The sequence below is a fragment of the Faecalibacterium sp. AF10-46 genome (assembly GCF_003604105.1).
In the GTDB taxonomy this organism is placed as follows: Bacteria; Bacillota; Clostridia; order Oscillospirales; family Ruminococcaceae; genus Faecalibacterium; species Faecalibacterium taiwanense.
In genome coordinates this window covers 172765-193078 of record NZ_QVGY01000004.1, presented here as the reverse complement: position 1 = coordinate 193078, position 20314 = coordinate 172765, and the positions used below count along the sequence as shown (strand labels likewise).

The following is a 20314-nucleotide window of genomic DNA, read 5'->3' as shown; positions in this document are numbered from 1 at the left end:
TAGGATAACCCCGTTAGATCTCTGCAAGGAATCTAACGGGGCATTTTTGAAAAAGGAGGGCATTTGCTGACATTAACACCGATCAATCTGAAAACGGCAAACGCATTTGTGCAGCAGTATCACCGCCACCATAAGCCGACACGAGGGCATAAGTTCTCCATCGGCGTATCGGACGATGGCGCGTTAGTGGGCGTTGCTATCTGCGGCAGACCTGTGGCACGGCGTCTGGACGATGGCTACACGCTGGAAGTTAATCGCCTGTGTACGGATGGAACGCCGAACGCTTGCAGTATTTTGTATGCGGCGGTATACCGTGCAGCACGGGCCATGGGCTACAACAAAGTTGTTACCTACATTCTGGACACGGAGAATGGCAGCTCCCTGAAAGCTGCCGGCTACACCTGTGAGGGCAGAGCCGGAGGCTTGGAATGGAACGGCGCAAAAGCACCAAAACAGGCTGACCAATATCCGCGCCAGATGAAAACACGATGGGTCAAGAAAAAGGAGGGCTTGCATGGCAGTTGACCGCAAACAGCAGATGAAAGAAATCACGGAACGGTTGGAGCAGGGTGTAAAAGACATTTTTACATCGGAAATGTACACGACATACCTGCGCACGATGGCAAAATTCCATAATTACAGTTTCAACAATACGCTACTGATCGCTATGCAGCGTCCTGATGCCACACTGGTGGCAGGGTTCAACGCATGGAAGAATAAGTTCAACCGTTATGTCAAAAAAGGCGAAAAAGGCATTCAGATCATTGCCCCGGCTCCCATTAAGGAAGTGGAGGAGCGCGAGAAAATCGACAAGGATACGGGTCTGACTGTGCTGAACGAAAACGGTGAACCGGAAATGGAACGTGTGGAGTATGTGGTTCCGCGCTTCCGAGTGACGACGGTTTTTGATGTTTCACAGACCGATGGGGAACCGATTCCGTCGCTGGAAGTGAACGAACTGACGGCCAGCGTCAAAGACTATGCGCTACTTACGGCGGCAATCGAGCAGGTATCGCCTGTGCCGATGCGGTTTGATGAAATCGAAGGGGATGCCAAAGGCTATTACAGTGATGCAGACAAAGAAATCTGCATTCAGGTCGGCATGGGCGAGAGCCAGACCATAAAGACGATGATCCACGAAGTCGCTCATGCGATGCTGCATAACAGCGATTTGATGAAGCAGCGCGGCGAAGAAAAAGACAGGCTTACAAAGGAAACCGAAGCCGAAAGCATCGCATTTACGGTCTGCTCGGCTCTGGGCATTGATACATCTGATTATTCATTTCCATATGTGGCAAGCTGGGCCAGCGGCAAAGAGATGAAGGAACTGAAAGATTCGATGGATACGATTCGATTGACAGCAGCCGATTTTTTGGAAAAGCTGGAAGCGGCAGTCGCAGAAAGGAGCGCAGAGCGCATGACCGCGATGCAGTATGCGGAAAAGTTGATTGCCAATAAGGAGCAGGAAAAAACGATTTTCGATGATGAGCAGCGAAACCTCATCGTGAATTTTGCTTTCAAGCTGGATGACCGGGCAGCAACGGAAGAACTGGTGAACGGTCTGGCGGCTGCACTGGCCGAGGATGACAAAGAAGAAGCCAACCGCCTGATGTACGAGGCACAGGAGAAAATCGAAAATCTCCCGGATAGAATGATTGGTCTTTCGGAGATGCACGACTATGGTTATCGGAAGGATGATATGCTGCCGCTGATGAAAGAAGGCGCACGGGAGTGGCATCGGCTGGGTGAGAGGATTTATCCACTGTTCCGTGATGGCACGGCAGGTGATTATGTAAGCCAAGAGGAAATCGAGCAGCACGATGGCATTTTCGGCATTAAGGCAGACGCATGGGATGCGATTCTGCTGGAGCAGCGGGAAGATTATGCAGAGAACGAGTATGCGCGCCCGGATTTTAAGCTGACAGTAATAAATCGTGAACAGGCTCTGCGGCTGTATGACGAGGGTAAACAGATTTATCTTGTCCGCATCAGCCCGTGGCCGATTCTTGTCACGGCGCGAGAGGAAATCGAGCGCGGAAGTGATACCTTCCAGATTGCAATAGCAGATTTGGAACAGGAGCGGAACATGACAGAACAGGAAAATATGCTGCTGTATGGCAGCGAGAAGCAGTTCGGTATTTATCAGATCACAGAGCGTGACCCGGAACACGACTACCGTTTCATGGGGCTGGACTATGTGGAGAAGAAAGGCATGACAGTTGCCCGTGCAGATTATGACCTGATCTATGCCGCACCGCTTACGGACAAGGATACGCTGGATGGCATTTATGAACGATTCAATATTCAGCGTCCAGCAGACTTTACGGGGCATTCGCTGTCGGTCAGTGATGTGGTGGTGCTCAACGATGGCAGTACAGTCAAAGCCTACTATGTGGACAGTATTGGATTTGCTGAACTGCCGGAATTTTTCAAGGAAAGGAATATGGATTTGCAGAAAGAAAACCTTTTGAACGAGGAATTGCAGGAAATCGAAATCTTTGATAAGCCCGGTCTTTTCAGCAATGGCCGACTGCGGGATGAAGATGTGCCGGAGGGCGTATATCGCTATGATCTGCGCGGTTCGGACTATGACCCAGGCCAGCCCATTACAGTGGAGAAAACTGTGGTGGTGAACCATGCGGCATCTGTTCTGATGGTCGAAGAACTTGACCTTGGCGCAGAGGGGCGGCTGGAACTGGGTGAGGAAGGGCTGAACTTCACAGGCGCAGAGTTGACCGTGCGAGAGTTCATGGAGAAACAGCAGCAGAAAAACAATGCGCTGATCCATGGCGATTCCGATCACATCGCAGTCGAGGGGCATCTCGGTACATGGTATGCCGTTGATGAAACGGAGATCGGTGGGGAAAAGTTCTTCCTGCTGGAACATGAGGAACACGGCGATATGGCGGCTTGTGTTGCAGTCGATGAGCAGGGCAAGCTGGTGGCAGAGGATTTGTGGAACGGCTTCGATGATGAATTTTTGGATGCGGTAAAAGAGTATCTTTCTGAAAAATGGAATATGCCGAATAAGGATGATGTGGTATCGGAGATCATTGAAAAGGCTGCGCCGGTGCCGGACAACAGCGCGCAGGACTATTCGGATGTGCCTGTCTACTATGAGCCGTTCAGCTATGCCAAAGAAAATGACGAGGTGGATTTATACCGTACCTCCTATCGGCTGAACGGCGAGTGTAAGCAGGCAATCCATGAAGCGATTGCGGACAATTATGACGGGATGCACCTTGGCGACGATGCAGTCAATCAGGTGGTGAAGCAGTATGGTATGGAGCGTGTGGGGTACATTCTTGCGAATACCTTGCGCTACAAAAACTATGATGACCGCTTTTCTCACAGTAATAAGGAATGGGCGGAGCAAGTCGGAACCCCGGAGAATAATGCGAGAATCATTAAATTTCGAGCAGATTGGGTAGTTACCAGCCATTCGGCTGTACTGGATGGCTTTGTGACGATGTACCGAGAGAAACTGGAAAAGCAGAAAGAGTTGGAACAGCCATTTGTAAAGCGATTCTATGTGGTCGAGAACCGTCAGGCTGTTCCGCTTGAAATTAAGCGGTTTGGCAATCTCAACGATGCAATGTCGCAGTATCAGGTACTTCCGAACCATTATATGAAAGCCTTGGGTGTGGAGAAAAATCCTGATCCGCTGCCTGGTTCACTGGATATTTTGCAGTGCAGGAACGGCCTTGACACCATCGTAGAGGACTATAAAACGGTTCCGGGCTGGAATAACCCGTATATCCAGAATCACGTTGTCCAGCCGTTACAGGGGGCGTTAGCCGTGCAGGATGTGGAACTGGCCTACGAATTGCCGGATGCCTATTTTCACATCCAGACCTGTGACGATGGCTTCGACTATACCTTATATAATAAGGACTTCACGGAACGGGATGGCGGTATTCTCGAAACAGACGGAGATAAGCCTGTGCAGGAGGCTATGACGGAGCTGCTGGCAGAGTTCGGCTGCGATGCGGCAGAGGGTAAAGTCATGGATGCGGCAGAACTGCGGGAACAGGCCAATATGGTAGCTGAACAGCAGGCAGAGGTTTTGAAAGAAAAACTCGCTGCAGAAAGACCCGCACCGGAAGAAACGCTCAGCTTTTATGTTGCGGAGTGTTTGGAGTTTACGTTTGCGGGAGAGTTCCACGATCATCTGACAATGGAAGAAGCCTTGGAAGCCTACGACAAGATTCCGTCTGAGCGGATGAACGCCGACAAGTGCATTGGATTCTGCATCGAGGAAGATGGAGGCTTTGTTGGAATGTATGAGCTGGTCGTGAACGACAAAGTGCAGCGTGAGAACATCAACTCCATCAACTATTTCAGGGATGATAAGCTGGTGCAGCAGGCTATCTCTGACATGGAAAAGCTGATGGCGGCACGGCAGCAGAGCAAGGAGCAGGAACGCAGCAGTACGAAAAAGTCTGTTCTGGATGCCCTGCACAGTCTGAAAGCCAAAAAGCAGGAGCAGCCTGCACAGGAACAGGATAAGCCGAAGAAAGCAAAAACGAAAGGAATGGAGTTATGAGCAATGTACGCTTTGATGAACTGGAATTGATGCTGATGGCGATGTTTGAGCAGCCGACACTCAAAGATACGATTCAGGTGTTGACAGAGGTTCAGCCGCTTTTGGCGGCGGATGCAGAGATGGCTGCGCTTGTCCAGCAGACGATTCCGAAGATGCAGCAGTTGAATGAACAGCAGTTCAAGGGGCTGGAGTTGGAGTGGCATAGGCCGGAGGAGCCGGAAAAGGAGAAAACGTAAAATGATAAACCAGTATAGAGTTTTCCAAATCAAAGAGGTACATCATCAGCATTGGGCAAAATCCTATGCGCAGCAGGTAGAGGACGGCTTTTTGATTCATCATCAGAATTACCAGAGTGCATATAAAGGAAAGCCTGCCCCCAGCGATACGCCGATGACAGCCCGGAAGCGGTTGGAAGAAAAGCGGCCAAACACATTTATTGGCCGCTCCTTTGGTGTTGGCGATGTGATCGTATGGGATGAAGAAAAGGGACGTAAGTTTTTCTACGTCGATAAAGAGGAACTGGTAGAGTTCGGTGGCTTTATGGATGCTGATGCAGCCGGAAACACTGTCATCTACATGGTTCCCAATTATCAGATTGATGGAAAGACTGGAACGTGGCTTCCGTATGACAGCGAAGTTGTCGAGGGTGTTTGCTTTTTTATGATGCGCAATGAGCAGCGCAAAGATGCTGTTTCTCCAGTCGTGGTAGACAGTAAAGGCGTATTTGTGACGGATGCTCCGAACGGCTTTGAAAATGTTCGCTCCACACTTACAGAGTATGTTCAGCGTGCTGAAAAAAAGCAGCAGGATATGACCGAGCATGAAAAATGCTTGACGAACGGAACGTATGAACGTGCGCGGGAATCCGGCACAGAGCAGAATTACGACATGATAGATGGTTGCGTGAACAACGTGCCGAAAAAGCCACGGCGCATTGGTGGCAGATGGTCGGTGCTGGATCGGTTGCATATCAAGCAGGCACAGCGGAAACAGAAAGACCAGACCCAACAACAGCAGCAGGAGAGAAGCCGTAAAAACTAAAAATCCGTTATGACGCAGAGTGGTGGTTTCCTATAACAAGGAGCCGCCACTCTTTTTTTTGTGTGGAAAACGAAGATGTCTTGATATTTTTGAAAATCACGAGTATAATAATAACAGAACAGAAAATATAAAACACTAAAATGTGAATGGAGGGCAGTATGGAAACATTATATGAGTATCTTTTAGAAAACTACAAACCGAATGAGCCGATTTTCCTTGCTGAGCTTCAAATTGAAGGTATGAGTCGCGCCAACCTTCGACAACAGATAAAAAAACTCACGGATGCTGGAAAGGTAAAGCGGTTTGATAATGGAGTTTACTTCTTGCCGAAAAAAACGATTTTCAAATCAGGGTCACAGCTTCCACCAGAAAAAGTGTTGGAATGTAAATATCTAAGAGATAAGGATAAGCGATGCGGCTATGTGAGTGGTTTGATGTTCTTTAACCAGATGGGGCTGACTACGCAGGTTCCGATGTTATATGAAGTTGTATCAAATAAGGCTACGAATGAATACAGGGAAACATCTCTGGCAAAGTCGCGGGTGATCGTTCGTAAGCCGAAAGTGCCAGTGACAGAATCCAATTATAAGGTGCTGCAATTTCTTGATTTACTGAAAGATGTAGATGTGTATTCCGAAGTTACGGGAAAGCCTTTGCAGGAACGTTTGTACCAATATATGAGCGATGCAAGTTTGAGCCTTTCGGAAATGGAACCGTATTTTTCTTATTACCCGGATAAGCTATACAAAAATCTGGTAGAAACGAGGGTGATTTATAATGGCATACTTGCACAGTGATAGAGAACAATTCCGGGATGCGATTGACTTGGCTTATGAGCAGACTGGTGTTATGGTACAGGCAATCGAAAAAGATTATTATGTTACGATGTTGCTGCGGCTTTTGGCGCAGAGGATGCCGTATATCGTTTTTAAGGGCGGCACATCACTGAGCAAGTGTCATAAAGTGATTCGCCGTTTTTCTGAAGATATTGATATTACGATTGATACGTTGCTATCACAAGGGCAAAAGAAAAAGATAAAGCAGGCAATCGTGGAGTCGGCAGAAGAACTTGGAATGACGATTGAGAATCTGGACGAAACCAGAAGCCGCCGTGATTATAATCGCTATGTGATCGCATACGATTCAGTCATTCCGATGGCTAGTGGTGCGCTGAAAGCTGCGGTTTTGTTGGAAACGTCTTATACGGCAGTATCCTTTCCGACTGTTTTATTGCCTGTCCATAGTTACATTGGTGACATGATGGAGCAGGAAGCCCCAGATGCGATTGAAGAATATAATCTAAATCCGTTTGAAATGAAAGTGCAGGGAATTGATCGAACACTGGCGGACAAGGTTTTTGCAGTTTGCGATTATTACTTGCAGGGAAAAGTTGCAAAGCATTCTCGCCACCTCTATGATATTTATAAGTTACTGCCGCTTGTTCCACAGGATGAGAATTTTAAAGAATTGGTAAAAGAGGTACGAGCAGTTCGCGAACAATCGGTCATTTGCCCATCTGCATTGCCGGAAGCCAATGTTCCAGAATTACTTGAAAAAATCATAAAGGAAAAAGCATATAAGCAGGACTATGATACTCTGACAACGCAGCTATTGGAAGAAAACGTGCCGTATGATACTGTGATAGCTACATTGAAGAAGGTTGCAGAAAGCAGCATCTTTGAAAATAACTAAAAAATGAGAAGCCAGCCACAGGACTTTCAGAGTGAAGTCTTGTGGCTGGCCCTTTTCATGCGGTTTTTTAAAGAGATGGTTCGTGACTGCGCTTGAGCTGTGTACGGTTGTGCTGCTGCGTATGTTCCGTTTCAAGGATCATGTCAACATTTCGACAAGCGGTTTGCAGTTCGTGGTAGTAATCTTTGAAATAGATGTAGCTTTCGTATTGTGCGGTTCGAGCAGAAAGCAACTTTTCCTTTTCTGCTCGTAAATTTTTCATCGTGGGAATTGTGCCATTCGTGGAATTGCGTTTCAAGAATTGAACGGCTTCTTCGTATCTGGCAATTTCATCCTGATGTGCAGAACGGTACATCTTCTTGTTGCCCGCCTGCAAAAATTCTTTGTATGTAGCCTTTGTGGAAAGATACTGCCCCAGATAGTGAATCTTCTCATTCAGCAGCTTTAAGTCGGCATCGGTAGATTTGGCGGTGTTGCGGGCATCTGACATTTTGGCAGATAATTCATCGCGCGCTTTTTTCAAATCATCGTAGCTGTCGTAGCCGTGCTGCTGTACATAGACGATGGTATTTGCCATCTGCTGCAAATTGGAAATTTTGACTTTCTGAGCATAGGCGCGACTTTGCTGGGCTTTTACGCAGTCCTGCAAATTCACTACCAGACGAAGATTGGACTTGATATAGAGAACGGCAATGGGGTCAGCAACACTCCATTGCTTTTTTTCTTTTGCAGCGGTAATCGCATTACTTTCAAAAAGCGTCAGAAGATGTTCACGGTCAAAACTGGTTCCCAGAGTTCTGGCAGAGATGTATTTTTCTCTGTCCGGGAGAAGGTAACTAAATCGACCACGGTGGTCTTTTACCAAAATGTTGGATTCGGTTTGGAGTAGGCGGCTGAATTCTTCAAAAGATTTTGCTTTCTTTGCCGCAGCAGTAATGGAATCGCGCAACTTATCTTTCTCCGTTTGAAATTTGGTTTTCATGGGAGTGAAACCCTCTGCAATAAGCTCAGCGTTCAACTTGTCCAGATTGATCTGCCCGCGCTGTTTAGCATAATACTCCTGCTGCGTAATTTTGTTGACAGACGGGGAAAGCAAATCGACCTGATTGAGATTTTCCCTCAAGCAGATATTCATAAGAGATTGCTGTAAATGCTTTAGGTAATCTTTCGTCAGATGGTGTTTGTAGCCCGCCTTACAGTCGATGGGACGTTCCATAAAGGGCTGTTGCGGAACATCCAGCTTTCGCAGACTGTTGATTACGATATGCACATGGATATTGCCGCTGCCGTTGTGACCGTCCATGTGGGTGCAGACCAACGCCTGATGCCCCGGAAAGTTGGCTTTTACATATTCCATGCCGATGGCCTGCGCCTGTTCACCTGTCAGTCCACACTCGTCTTTGTCGGCAGGATCGAAGCTGATGAGGTAGTGGTGCGTCTTGATTTCGTCGTAATTCTGATTCTTGTGGTACTGCGCATTAAGCATTTCGCACTCCACATCAAAAAGTTCCGGTTCACAGTTTATGCCCTCCAGAAGAATATCTCGACGGAGTACCCAGTTCCCGTTTGCATCCAGCAGGGGTCTCTTCAGAACTTCGTCATGCTCATATTTCAAATAGTCGAGTGCAGCACCATAGTCTGCACTTTTACCCGCGACGTGTTTTAAGATTGCCACGATAATCACCTGCCAGTCCTGCAATTTCTTTCCGCATAGCGCGGAGGTCGGTCATACAACGATTGATTTCTTCCAGCATGGCACGAGATTGGATGCCGCCGCTGTTGAAAAAGGCTGCAATTTGGTTCAGGTTATTTCCGATATGGGAAAGCTGTCTTGCAAAATCTCGCAGTTCTGCAATGTCGGCAACGATGTTGTAATGAACGTGAAGTTTTTCGGTTATGGCCTGTTTCCTTACATAAACGGCAACGGGATAGCCAGCCTGTTCAGCAGAACACGAAACCAGTGCGTACTCCGCATCGGTAAAACGAACCATTACATTCTTAGTCCGTTTGATGCTTTCATCCTTTTTGGGGCGAGCCATAGTGTGATCCTCCTGCATTTTATAGTTGCGAAGCAACTCCCGATAAGCCGTAGGCGTTCGGCTGCGAACACATTCATGTGGAGCCAGATAGCCAAAATCCAAGATTTTGTGCGTACCGTGGGGATGGGGAACGGAATCTCCATCAAGATTGCCGGGAATGAAAAATCACGAAAGTGAGTTTTGAGTTACCATAGGCGAATCTTGCTCTAAGACAGAAAAAGACCTGTCTTTTATCGTATGCCGTGGACCTATCAAAAGAAGTCCTTCTATAAATAGGAATCCGCAGCCCCTATTTGGAATACACTTTTCAAATTTTTTTGAAATTTTTTCAAAAACTGTATTCCAAAATGCCCTTCTGGATTCCTATTAGTAAAGGGGGATTGATTTCTATGAAGCAGAAAGAACGATTTGATGAAAAGCCTAAACAGGAACATACGGAGCCTGTGCATCACAGAAAAGCCATCATCAAGGGCATCACCGTATATGAATCGTTCCGGCCGGAGGGCAGCGAACTGTGGGATTGCCTGCTGCAGAGTATGGGGAAGCACTGAAAAATAAATTTTGAAAAATGTGCGCAGCAGCTTGATTTTTGTGTCACAGCTTGGTAGAATACAGACGGGTTAAGTGAATAGTGCAATCAAAAGCCATTAACTTTCTGGATTTTACCATGCAATATGCGTGGAGACGGGAGGTTTAATGGCTTTGTTTTTTTACAAGGAAAAGAATAAAGACATACGGGCAGCGGCCTATCTGAGATTGTCCATCGAGGATGGCGACAAGGCTGAGAGCAACAGCATCGGCAATCAGAGAGAACTGATTCGAGATTTTGCTGCAGAACGGCCAGGACTGCATTTGGTCGAAGAGTACGCTGATGATGGCTACACGGGAACCAATTTTGAACGTCCGGGCTTCAAGCGAATGATGGAGGATATTAAATCCGGCAAAATCAACTGCATCATCGTCAAGGACTTATCTCGACTTGGTCGTAATTACATTGAGATGGGAAAGTATCTGGAACAGATTTTCCCGATGATGGGGATTCGCTTCATCGCCATCAACGACAACTATGATAATGCGAACACCGAGAGTAGCGATTCGGACAGCATTGTGGTTCCGTTCAAGAATCTGTTGAACGATTCCTACTGCCGGGATATTTCCATCAAGGTGCGCAGCCAGCTGGACATGAAACGGCGCAAAGGTGAGTTCATCGGCGGTTATGCAATCTACGGCTACTGCAAAGACAAACGGAACAAAAACCGTCTGGTGGTAGACGAGTATGCAGCAGATATTGTCCGCTCTATCTACCGCAGAAAACTGGAAGGAATGAGCGCACAGGCGATTGCCGAGCAGCTGAACAGCGAGAACGTGCTGGCTCCCAGCGAGTACAAACGGCTGTGCGGTCTGAATTATCACAGTGGGTTCAAAGCTGGCACTCATGCAAAGTGGCAGGCGATTCAGGTGCTTCGGATTCTAAAAAATGAAGTCTACACAGGGACGATGGTGCAGGGCCGACGGCAGAAAATCAATTACAAAATCAAGAAGATTCGGGATGTGGAAGAATCCGGCTGGATCAGAGTTCCCAATATGCACGAAGCAATCATTCCGCAAAAGCTGTTCGATACTGTGCAGGAAGTCTTGAAGTTGGACACCTGTGCATCGAAAGGCCAGCAGACTGTCAATCTCTTTTCGGGCATCGTTCGCTGCGGTGGTTGTGGGCAGAACATGGTGCGGCGCACGGTGTCGAAAAATGGAAAGAAATATATTTATCTGCACTGCGTCACAAACCACAATGGTTTAGGCTGTTCCTCACATCTTATCAGCGAAAGTAAGCTGGCCGAAGTGGTGCTGGCCGCATTGCAGGGGAAAGTCCAGCAGATCAGTGGACTGGAACATCGGCTCGATGAAATTAATGAGATTCCGAAGAATGAGCGCAGACTGAAATCTGTGGAAGAACATCTGAAGATGCTGGAGCAGGAAGAACAGAAATACCAGACCTTGCGCCGCCAGCTTTATGAAGATATGAGCAGCGGTATTGTCAGCAAGGAAGAGTATAAGGAATTCAGCCATTCCTTTAATGAAAAGGTTGAAACCATCCGCAAGGCCAAAGCAGAAATGAACCGCCAGAGGGATTGCCTGAACAATCTGGATGTGGAACATCTGCCATGGATCGAAGATTTCAAGTCCTACCAAAACCTGACAAGTCTGAACCGCCGCGTTCTGGTGGAACTGGTAGAGAGCATCACCGTCTATGATAAGGAACATATTCATATTCAGTATCGGTTCGATCAGGAAATTCGCAATGTGCTGGAATATTGCAGTAGTGTTCCAGCAGCAGAAACGGAGGAAAGTGCAGTATGAAGTGTGTAAGCTATACCCGGACACTTCCTTGGAAGAACCATCAAGGTGAACTGGCGATTGCCGAGCAGAATCAGCGTATTGCGGTATATCTGGCGGAACATAAAGAACTAGATTTGCTGAAAAAGTATTCTGACCGCAAGAACGATGAAAAGGCGCGTACCGCGTTTGACCAAATGACCGATGATGGCGTAGAGCGAAAATTTGATTGCATTATTGTGGCATCCATGTACTACTGCGGGCCGGATTTCCCGGCGGCACGACAGGCAATCAAGGAAACGCTCTATGCGACGGGCATCGACCTGATCGTGCTGGATGAGGGCTTGGACACCAGAACAGCCAGCCGAAAAGAAGTCGAGGACTATTTTGAAGCAAAACGCTGTGAGATGCACGCAGAAATCATGTTTGCGTGGAGAAGGAAACAAGGCGCAGGATTCCGGTTGACAAGCTCTGTTCCATTTGGCTATATCCGCAGGAATGGCGAAAGCAACATGATAAAGGATGAAGAAGTTGCTCCTTATTTAAACGAGGCTTTTTCCAGATATGCGTCCGGTCAGAAAATGCGTGACATTGCAAAGTGGTTAAATGAGCAGGGTGTTGAACCCCCAATGAGACACAAAAAGAGAATTTTGGGAAAGTCTTATGATGCAGAATCCGACCAGTGGACAACTGATATGCTACGTTGCTTGTTCCGAAATCCGACTTATACAGGTGCGGCGGCAAATGGAAGCCGCCAGATCATTGCAGAAAACTGCCACGAACCATACATAACCAAAGAACAGTTCTATGCTTTCCCTTGCAATATGAGGGAGGGGGAGAACAAAATCTCCATTCGGAAAAGCTACAAAAAACCGAACCCGCTGGCAAAACACATTGTCTGCACTTGCGGCTACGCACTCTGCTGGCATAAGGATAAGAAAACGGAGGAAGAACTTTTCTATTGCCGCCATTGCCGCGCACATAAGGAAAACGGAAAGAATTTGAAAGTTCCGGCAGCTACCATTTATAAAAAGGTGATGGATGCTCTGGAATTGGAACATCTGGAAGAAGAAAAGCTGGCTGCAGCGATTCAGCAGGGAGCAGGCAGGAAAGTGATTGAAGCAGTCCGAGCTGAAAAGTCGGTGCAGATGAAGTCCGTTCTGGCCGAACTGAATATGGAACAGTTTCGCCGTGTGCCGCTGTATGAGAGTTATATAGCCGATGAAATCACCGAAGAACAATATCGTGCCGAACTGCTGGACTACGAAGAAGCACAGCGGAAATTGAATGAACAGCTTACAACAATTATGGAAGATACGCTGGTATGGGAACGAGCGTTGAGCCTGCGCAATCCATGGATTCAGCAGATGGCACAGTATAAGACCCCGGAGGAACTTGACCGCAATTTTGTGAAAAAGTATATCGAGCAGGTCACGGTTACATTACGGGACGATGGACAGGCAGAAATCAGCCTGACCATGAAAACGGATGAATGGAAACAGATGCTTAGTCGGATAGAAGTGGAGGGTACAGACAGTGGCACGAAAGAGTAGAAAAAATCTCCCGCAGCCGGAACAGGCGGCAGCTTCTGTGCTGCTCCCGGAACTGGAAGCAAAAATGCCTGCGGCAATCTATGGGCGGCTTTCTGTTGAGGATGAAGAAACAGAAGAAAGCATGGAAACGCAGATCGCACTGGTGCAGGACTATATCAACCGCAGCAGGGAACTGAGCTATGTGGATACCTACTTCGACAATGGATTTACGGGAACAAATTTCAAGCGGCCTGCATTTACCCGCCTGATGAACGATGTACGGCAGAAGAAAATCAAGTGCATCGTGGTGAAAGACCTCTCACGCTTTGGCCGCAACTATCTGGAAGCAGGATACTATATCGAAACGGTGTTCCCATTTTTGGGAATTCGATTGATTGCTGTTACAGATAATTTTGACAGTACGCGCAAAGAGGATATGGAAAGTCTGGCTCTCCCGATTCGGAATATGGTCAACGCAATGTACGCGAAAGACATATCCAAAAAGATATGGACTTCTTTGCAGCGTAAGAAAGAAGCAGGCTATGCTGTTGGAAACGATGCTCCGTATGGCTATATTCGGAACCCCGTGACAAAGCGTAATGAAATTGACCCGGAAGCTGCTTTTTATGTGCAGTTGATTTTCCAGTGGGAACTGATGGGTGTACCAATTTTTGAAATTGCTCGACGAATGACATTGCTGCAGGTTCCGACTCCACGGGAGTGGCATAGAAAAATGGTTGAGGGGAAAGAAGTGCTTACCTGTAAAAAGTGGGGCGTAACCACGATCCGGCACATTTTGGAAAATCAAACCTATGTGGGCGATACCATCAACAATAAAAGTACACAGAAGTTATTCGCAGGACAGGACAAGCGCGACCTTCCGAAAGAACAGTGGTATGTGGCAAAGAACACACATCCGGCCATTATCGCAAGGGATGATTTTGAAAAGGTGCAAAAAATCTTGAACAAGAATCGAGCAGTATTCCAGACAGTAAGAGCAAAGTCGGAGCAGATTCGGGCAGAATATCAGAATGACCTTGCAGGAATGGTGTTTTGCGCAGACTGCGGCAGACAGATGGAGTTTGAACGACTGCCGCATGGAGCGGAGGAAAGTAAAAAGGTCTGCTATTACATCTGCAAGGCAAGGCAGGCCGACGATAAGTGCATCGGCCACCAGATTCCAGAAAAACTGCTGAAAGCCCTGATAATGGATCAGCTGCATTTGTTCATTGTCCAGCTGAGCGATAAACGGAAGGTTCTGGAAGAATTGCAGAAAATCGAGGATGTGCAGAATCCCGTCTACCGTGCAAAGGGCGAAATTATGAGCCTGACCGATAAAGTCAGCCAGATGGCCAAGAAGCGGGAACAGCTTTATGCGGACTATGTGGCTGGTGTGGTGGATTCCGAAGATTACCAGCTGATTCGGGAAGATTATTCCAGACAGTATGATGGTCTACGGGCTGCGCTGCAGGAAGCAGAAAACAAAAAAGCGGAAGTAGAACGGCAGATCGAAGAATACCTGAATATGACTTCTCATTTGGAAGAACATCTGGACAACTTTGAATTTGACATTCAGCTGGTAAAATCCCTTGTGCAGAAAATCGAAGTGAGTGCGGACAAGCGGATTCGGATTGTTTTCGGATTTCAGGATGTGTTTACAGAACTTGGAAAGGAGAGTGCAGAAACATGATTGCAGCGTATCAGCGCATTTCAAGGGCTGATGGCGATCTGGGCAAAGATGGCAAGGACAAGAGCAACAGCATTGAAAACCAGAAAGAACTGATCCAGCGGTATATTGCCTGCAAAGAAAGTCTGCAAAATGTGCCTGTGATGGATTTTGTAGATGATGGCTACACAGGCAGCAATTTTGACAGACCGGGATTCCAGCAGATGATGGATGGTGTGCGCAATGGCAAGATTGATACCATCATCGTGAAAGACCTTTCCCGTTTTGGCCGTGATTATATCGGTGTGGGCGAATACATGGAGCAGATTTTCCCCCTGCTGGGTGTCCGGCTCATTGCTATCAACGATAACTATGACAGCAATAATTATAAAGGTACAACGCTTGGAATGGATGTGGTCGTCAGTAATCTGGTAAATACCATGTATTGCCGGGATGCAGGAAAGAAACTGCGGACTGCAAATCAGGTCAAGTGGCGAAAAGGCATCACAACTGCATCCGCTGCGCCATTCGGCTATCAGTTTGACCCAGACAAAAAGGGCGCATTTATCATCGACCCGTCAGCGGCAAAAATCGTGCGGCGTATTTTCGATCTTGCGATTCTGGGGTTAGGTACAAGAGAGATAGCAATGATGCTCAATGACGAAAATGTTTCTGTGCCGAGCGTATATAACAAAGAAAATAAGGCGTATGGCAAGGAAACGACCTATACCATCGCCCCAGTGATTCTTTGGGATAGTACTCGCGTTTGGAAAATCCTCACGGCGTATGTGTACACCGGGGCAATGGTTCTGGGCAAAACCAAAACGCTGATTTCCGGCAAAAGCATTGTCAGAACGGTTCCCAAAGAACAGCAGTTTATTACGGAGGGAACCCATGAAGCAATCGTAAGTCGTGAAGAATTTGAAAAAGCGCAGCTTGTCATAAAGAGCAACAGCCATAAAGTGCTGATGGGCAGTGTGGACTTCCCGCTAAAAGGAAAAGTCCGCTGCGGAAATTGCAGGCGAGTGATGGCGCACAATTTCAAACAGGTTGTGCCGACATTCTGGTGCAGAGAAGGACTGGAACTTGTGGGGCAAACTCAGTGTACCTCTGAAGTCTTTCAGGTCAGTGATATTGAAAATGCTGTCTTTCAGGCACTGAAAAAGGAACTTTCTTTGCTGGATTCCCTCTACGGCGATATTCAAAAAGAAGAACAGGATTTGAAAGAAGCCCACAAAAAGGCAAACCGCCGCAAAACTCTGATGGAGCAGGAATTAAAAAATCTAAAGGGAGAGAAGATGCGGATGTATGAAGAATATGCAGCAGGAACACTCCCACTGGATACCTACAAGCAGAAAAAGCAGGAGTGTGACAGACGAATTTCAGAGGTGCAAGAGCAAATTGAACAATCCAAGGCGGAAGAATCCGCTGAGAGCGTTGTGCCGGGAACCGTGCGCGCAGCGGCAGAGCAGGCTGAAAATTTTCTGAACGGAACGAGGCTCACGGCAGGTATGGTGTCGGCCTTTATCGAAAATGTCTTTGTGCATGATGGAGGGCGCATCGTGGTACGGTTCAAATATGAGCGGAGCATACAGGATACTGTAAAAGCACTGCACACAAGCTAAATTTGAGAGAGGACTGGGTTGCCCATGTTGGAACATCAGAGAGTGTGCTATAACATGGGCAACAGACCAGCCAGAAAGAGGACATTATGAAAGCAATTCGATGGCTGTTAAAATTGATGCTGGTGATGATAACCCTCCCGCTGATCCTTGCTGTATGGCTGGCAAAGTGGTTTGTGGCATTTCTGCATCATTGTTCGGCATGGATTTTCTATCTGCTGGGCAGTGTGCTACTGGCAACGGCGGTCCTTTCGTTCTTGATGCAACAGTCGCAAGGAGTGGAAGCACTTCAAATGCTGATCGGTGGATTTGTGATTTTTATGGTCCCGCAGGTGGTCGGCAGTGTAGTTGTACTTCTGGAACTGGCGGCAGTAATGCTTCGGCAGGTATGGTACATATAAGATGTCCGCCCCGGATAGCCTGCCTTTGGAACTGCACGAAAAAACAACGCCCGTCTGGGTGAGGGGATTTGTGAATCTTCTCGACCAGGCGGGTGTTTCATTCTGCAGGAATGTGATAGTTATAGAATGAGCGTTTTTACCTATATATAATGGAATGCCGCCACAGCCACCGACTATACGGTACTATGACGGCATTATTTTTTATCGTCTGGAATGAACTGCACGACATCATTTGGAGTGCAATCGAGCATCTGACAGAGTTTTTCCAATGTGGATAGTGTAATATTCCGATTCTTTTTCAGAGTGTCCAGCGTTTTGTTGTCCAAGCCGTTTTTGAGAAGCTGGTACTGTGTTACCTGCTTGCGGCGCATAGTTTCCCACAGAGGAGTAAAATCAATCAAAGCTGTCACCACTTTTGCTTGTAAAAAATTGTTCTTTACGTTTCATTATACGGGGTGGGTATGCAAATGGATATTGTGGAGATACCCACAATGCGGTATAATAAGTAAGATAGAGAGTCTGCAAATAGTGTTTGCCCATGTTATGACATTAATGATAATGCTATAACATGGGCAACTTTGTAATAGGAAGAAAAAGTGAAAGGAGGGAGAAATGTGGCAAGCGATAGTCATGCTAAAAGGCCAATTGTGGTAGAACGACGTAAGGAAAAGGGAAGAAAAAAGACCCCTCGCCTGACAAAGACCTATGATGTGAAAATAATTCCTGCAACAGTGGGTGTCGTGGCGGAAACAGAAGAACCACCTAAAAAGCGTGTCGCTGCATACTGTCGTGTCAGCACGGATCAGGAGGCGCAGGAAACCAGTCTGGAAGAGCAAATGGCACATTTCAACACTGTTATAGCGGAGCATCCAGACTGGGAGCTGGCAGGCATTTATGCGGATGAGGGAATCTCTGGTACACAAGTTAAGCATCGAGTGCAGTTTCAGCAGATGATAGAGGATGCAAAGGCTAAGAAAATTGATCTGATTCTTACGAAGTCTATCAGTCGTTTTGCTCGTAATGTGGTGGACTGCCTGACTAATATTCGATTGCTGCGGAACCTCCGGCCACCTGTCAGTGTGTATTTTGATAAGGAACGCTTGGATAGTCTGGATGAAAAGGCAGAAGTATTTCTGACGATGCTGGCTTCCTTCGCACAGGAGGAATCCCGAAGCATCTCCACTAATATCAAGTGGGCAACTCGAAGCCGGATGAAAGCCGGAACGCAAAAAATCAGTACGACGAGTCTGCTGGGCTATGATACGGACGATGATGGCGAAATGGTGATTGTGACCAACGAAGCTGAAATTGTTCGTACCATCTATATGAGCTTTGATAAGGGAATGCACCCGGCAGAAATTGCAGAAAAGCTCAATGCGTTGGAAATCAGAACAATCAAAAATAACCCATGGACAGGTGAATCGGTCAAGAATATCCTGCGGAATGAAAAATACTGCGGCGACGTTCTGATGCAGAAAACCTATACGGTAGATTGTTTGACCCACAAGACCAAGAAAAATGAAGGCGAGGTGGAGCAGTATTTTATACCAGACCATCACCCTGCAATCGTAGAGCGAGAGGTCTGGGATAAGGCACAGGTAAGGCTGGAACAGATTGCAGGCAAGCGGAGGCGTATTCGCCCAAAGCAGCAAAGGCTGATTCCTTTACGAAAAGGCGTGCTGTTAGGATTCGTTCCCATTAGACCTACATGGAAGGCTGTTTCCTTCAAGAGGTTGGAAACGGCAACAGAAAAGGTGATGGCACTGGTTGATGCAAAGCCAGAGCAGGAACACATAGAATATGAAAGCGAGGAATGTGAAATGGAAATTTTAAAGGGATTTGAGGTAATCAATCTAAAGCAACCGAAAGGCGAGTCTGTTATGACGGTGACTTCAAACAGCCTGAAATTTAATAAGGCAACGGCTGTAGAGTTGAACTATGCACCGTACATCAGGGTGCTGCTCAACGCAAAGACTAGGCAGATTGCGATTCAGCCTTGTTCAGAAAAAGATCCGAATGCGATTAAGTTCAGTAACGAGGAAAGCAAGCAGACGTATGCGATCAGCATTAAGGTGCCGGCTATCCAGGTAGAGTTTAGGAGAATGCTGCCTTTCGAGGATGAAAACGGTGGTAAACTTAGTTATACCTTGAATGGAACTTTGTACCCGGATGAGCAAGTTGTCATTTATGATATTGGAGATGTGAAACCGGAAGCAGAAAAGAAACGCCGGGGTAGAAGAAAAAAATCTGAAATTGAAGCAGAACAAAAAGAAAACTAAGAATAATATTTGAAGATTTGGTAGTGGCTCCCACTTGTGATTCAAAGGAAACTTTGAGTTGCAGGTGGGAGCTTTTTTATTGTGAAAAAGGTTATCTTCCTGACAAACCAGATAAATCTTTGCCGGGCTTTTAACGAATGTTTATTTTTTGACAAAGAACATGATGGAGAGGGAAAAGTGTATCGCTTGCTCGAAAATTAAAAATCTTAGTCTTTTTTAACAAAAATCTCAGGGCATTTTTGACACCTATCTTTCCGGGCTGTTGATGGCATGTTGGATCGAATTTCTGCTTTTGATGGAAAAACCAGAGATAAGCAGGATTTTTGGAAAAGATTGATATGGAATCCTGTAAAGATATAGCGCAGCACAGAAAAAGATTAAACGAGGATTCTTTTATGATTGAAAAAGGTGAAGAACCTAGATCATCAGCGGTAAAAATGAAGATTAGGGCAAAAAAATAGACCGCCAAAGAGAAAAATGGCGGAATATCAAGGAAAATCAAGGATTTGCGGCGGGATGTGGCAGCACGTCTAAAATAGAAATTTGTGAAAAATGTTGTCCAAGACTTGACATCGGGCGGCATTGACTGGCAGCGCGAGAAATGGCAATCAGGACTTGGTTCTAAGTTTATCCACCAAGGTGAAAAAAATGCTGCGAAGTATAGGTGTGTTCTTTACAGCACAAATCCTTACAACGGATGATTCCGAAACAAATAGTATTGCGACGGGAAAGCAGTTTAAAGTGACCACGGTGAAAGACTTGACGGGTGAAAACTACTTTGCCAATTTCTCGTTGATAGTGCTGACAGGACTTTCTCTTTCTGACACTCCCGATTTTTGGGATTTGATGATTTTTCTTCTGATTGAGGCAGCATTGGGAATTATCTACATAAAAAAGAAAATGTTCTACATGAATCCTGTACTTTCCCTTCTGGACTATAGCATCTATGAATGTACGGGCATCGATGCAATTACAAAAAAAGAGTATCTAGGAACATTCTACTTTTTGATAAAGGGAAAGTCAATATCCAATAAATGCGTAATAAAATATAAAAACATTAACAGTCATGTGATTCGACTTAATCAATATAGTGGAGGAAACTCCAATTGACTGCTAATAGCCATGTGTACACATGGCTGCGCTGCTCAGATGTGCTGCCTCT

The 20314-nt window shown here is 46.5% G+C and carries 17 protein-coding genes; 14 read left to right on the top strand and 3 right to left on the bottom strand.

All coding sequences use genetic code 11. The annotated features are described in order from the left end of the window. Positions 1-63 precede the first annotated feature (63 nt). From DWV57_RS06825 to DWV57_RS06800, 6 genes are all read left to right on the top strand, one after another. The gene (locus tag DWV57_RS06825) at positions 64-525 is read left to right on the top strand and encodes an XF1762 family protein (RefSeq protein ID WP_120020344.1); all 462 of its coding nucleotides are present in this window, start codon (positions 64-66) and stop codon (positions 523-525) included. Then, the gene (locus tag DWV57_RS06820) at positions 515-4546 is read left to right on the top strand and encodes a DUF3849 domain-containing protein (protein ID WP_120020343.1); all 4032 of its coding nucleotides are present in this window, start codon (positions 515-517) and stop codon (positions 4544-4546) included. The genes DWV57_RS06825 and DWV57_RS06820 overlap by 11 nt, the downstream gene beginning before the upstream one ends. Next, entirely contained in the window at positions 4543-4782 is a 240-nt protein-coding gene (locus tag DWV57_RS06815; RefSeq protein ID WP_120020342.1) for a transposon-transfer assisting family protein, read from the top strand. The genes DWV57_RS06820 and DWV57_RS06815 overlap by 4 nt, the downstream gene beginning before the upstream one ends. A 1-nt stretch (position 4783) precedes the next feature. After that, on the top strand, positions 4784-5587 hold the full coding sequence (locus DWV57_RS06810; RefSeq protein WP_165853673.1) for a YodL domain-containing protein: 804 nt from the start codon (positions 4784-4786) through the stop codon (positions 5585-5587). A 158-nt stretch (positions 5588-5745) separates the two neighbouring features. Then, a complete protein-coding gene (locus DWV57_RS06805; protein ID WP_207666242.1) occupies positions 5746-6384 on the top strand; it encodes a DUF6088 family protein in 639 nt (212 codons plus the stop codon). Then, positions 6365-7279: a nucleotidyl transferase AbiEii/AbiGii toxin family protein gene (locus tag DWV57_RS06800; RefSeq protein WP_120020339.1), complete on the top strand. Its 915-nt coding sequence runs from the start codon at positions 6365-6367 to the stop codon at positions 7277-7279. Before DWV57_RS06805 ends, DWV57_RS06800 begins: the two co-directional genes overlap by 20 nt. Positions 7280-7346: 67 nt before the next feature. Here DWV57_RS06800 and DWV57_RS06795 read toward each other — a convergent pair whose 3' ends face one another. Further along, positions 7347-8954 (bottom strand): relaxase/mobilization nuclease domain-containing protein, encoded by a 1608-nt coding sequence (locus DWV57_RS06795; RefSeq protein WP_120020338.1) that lies wholly within the window; start codon positions 8952-8954, stop codon positions 7347-7349. Continuing rightward, positions 8926-9318: a plasmid mobilization relaxosome protein MobC gene (gene mobC / locus DWV57_RS06790; protein WP_165853672.1), complete on the bottom strand. Its 393-nt coding sequence runs from the start codon at positions 9316-9318 to the stop codon at positions 8926-8928. The genes DWV57_RS06795 and mobC overlap by 29 nt, the downstream gene beginning before the upstream one ends. 389 nt (positions 9319-9707) lie before the next feature. On the opposite strand from mobC, the gene DWV57_RS14505 reads away from it, so the two are divergent. The 6 genes from DWV57_RS14505 to DWV57_RS06765 all read left to right on the top strand — a co-directional run bounded on the left by DWV57_RS14505 (position 9708) and on the right by DWV57_RS06765 (position 16873). Next, positions 9708-9869, top strand: a complete 162-nt coding sequence (locus DWV57_RS14505) for a hypothetical protein (protein WP_158565156.1) — start codon at positions 9708-9710, stop codon at positions 9867-9869. Positions 9870-10014: 145 nt separating this feature from the next. Beyond that, a complete protein-coding gene (locus tag DWV57_RS06785; protein ID WP_120020336.1) occupies positions 10015-11676 on the top strand; it encodes a recombinase family protein in 1662 nt (553 codons plus the stop codon). Further along, complete coding sequence (locus DWV57_RS06780) at positions 11673-13205, top strand: recombinase family protein (RefSeq protein WP_120020335.1); 1533 nt, start codon at positions 11673-11675, stop codon at positions 13203-13205. Before DWV57_RS06785 ends, DWV57_RS06780 begins: the two co-directional genes overlap by 4 nt. Continuing rightward, entirely contained in the window at positions 13189-14874 is a 1686-nt protein-coding gene (locus DWV57_RS06775) for a recombinase family protein (RefSeq protein WP_120020334.1), read from the top strand. The genes DWV57_RS06780 and DWV57_RS06775 overlap by 17 nt, the downstream gene beginning before the upstream one ends. After that, a complete protein-coding gene (locus tag DWV57_RS06770; RefSeq protein ID WP_120020333.1) occupies positions 14871-16475 on the top strand; it encodes a recombinase family protein in 1605 nt (534 codons plus the stop codon). The genes DWV57_RS06775 and DWV57_RS06770 overlap by 4 nt, the downstream gene beginning before the upstream one ends. 86 nt (positions 16476-16561) lie before the next feature. Next, positions 16562-16873 carry a hypothetical protein gene (locus tag DWV57_RS06765; RefSeq protein ID WP_120020332.1) on the top strand — a complete coding sequence of 104 codons (312 nt, stop codon included), beginning with the start codon at positions 16562-16564 and terminating at the stop codon, positions 16871-16873. 194 nt (positions 16874-17067) lie between these two features. Here DWV57_RS06765 and DWV57_RS06760 read toward each other — a convergent pair whose 3' ends face one another. Beyond that, positions 17068-17244: a helix-turn-helix domain-containing protein gene (locus DWV57_RS06760; RefSeq protein WP_243001282.1), complete on the bottom strand. Its 177-nt coding sequence runs from the start codon at positions 17242-17244 to the stop codon at positions 17068-17070. 243 nt (positions 17245-17487) lie between these two features. Here DWV57_RS06760 and DWV57_RS06755 point away from each other — a divergent pair, with 243 nt between their 5' ends. Beyond that, positions 17488-19152 (top strand): recombinase family protein, encoded by a 1665-nt coding sequence (locus DWV57_RS06755; protein WP_165853671.1) that lies wholly within the window; start codon positions 17488-17490, stop codon positions 19150-19152. Positions 19153-19800: 648 nt separating this feature from the next. After that, a complete protein-coding gene (locus DWV57_RS06745; protein ID WP_133303637.1) occupies positions 19801-20262 on the top strand; it encodes a hypothetical protein in 462 nt (153 codons plus the stop codon). The last annotated feature ends 52 nt before the right edge of the window (positions 20263-20314 follow it).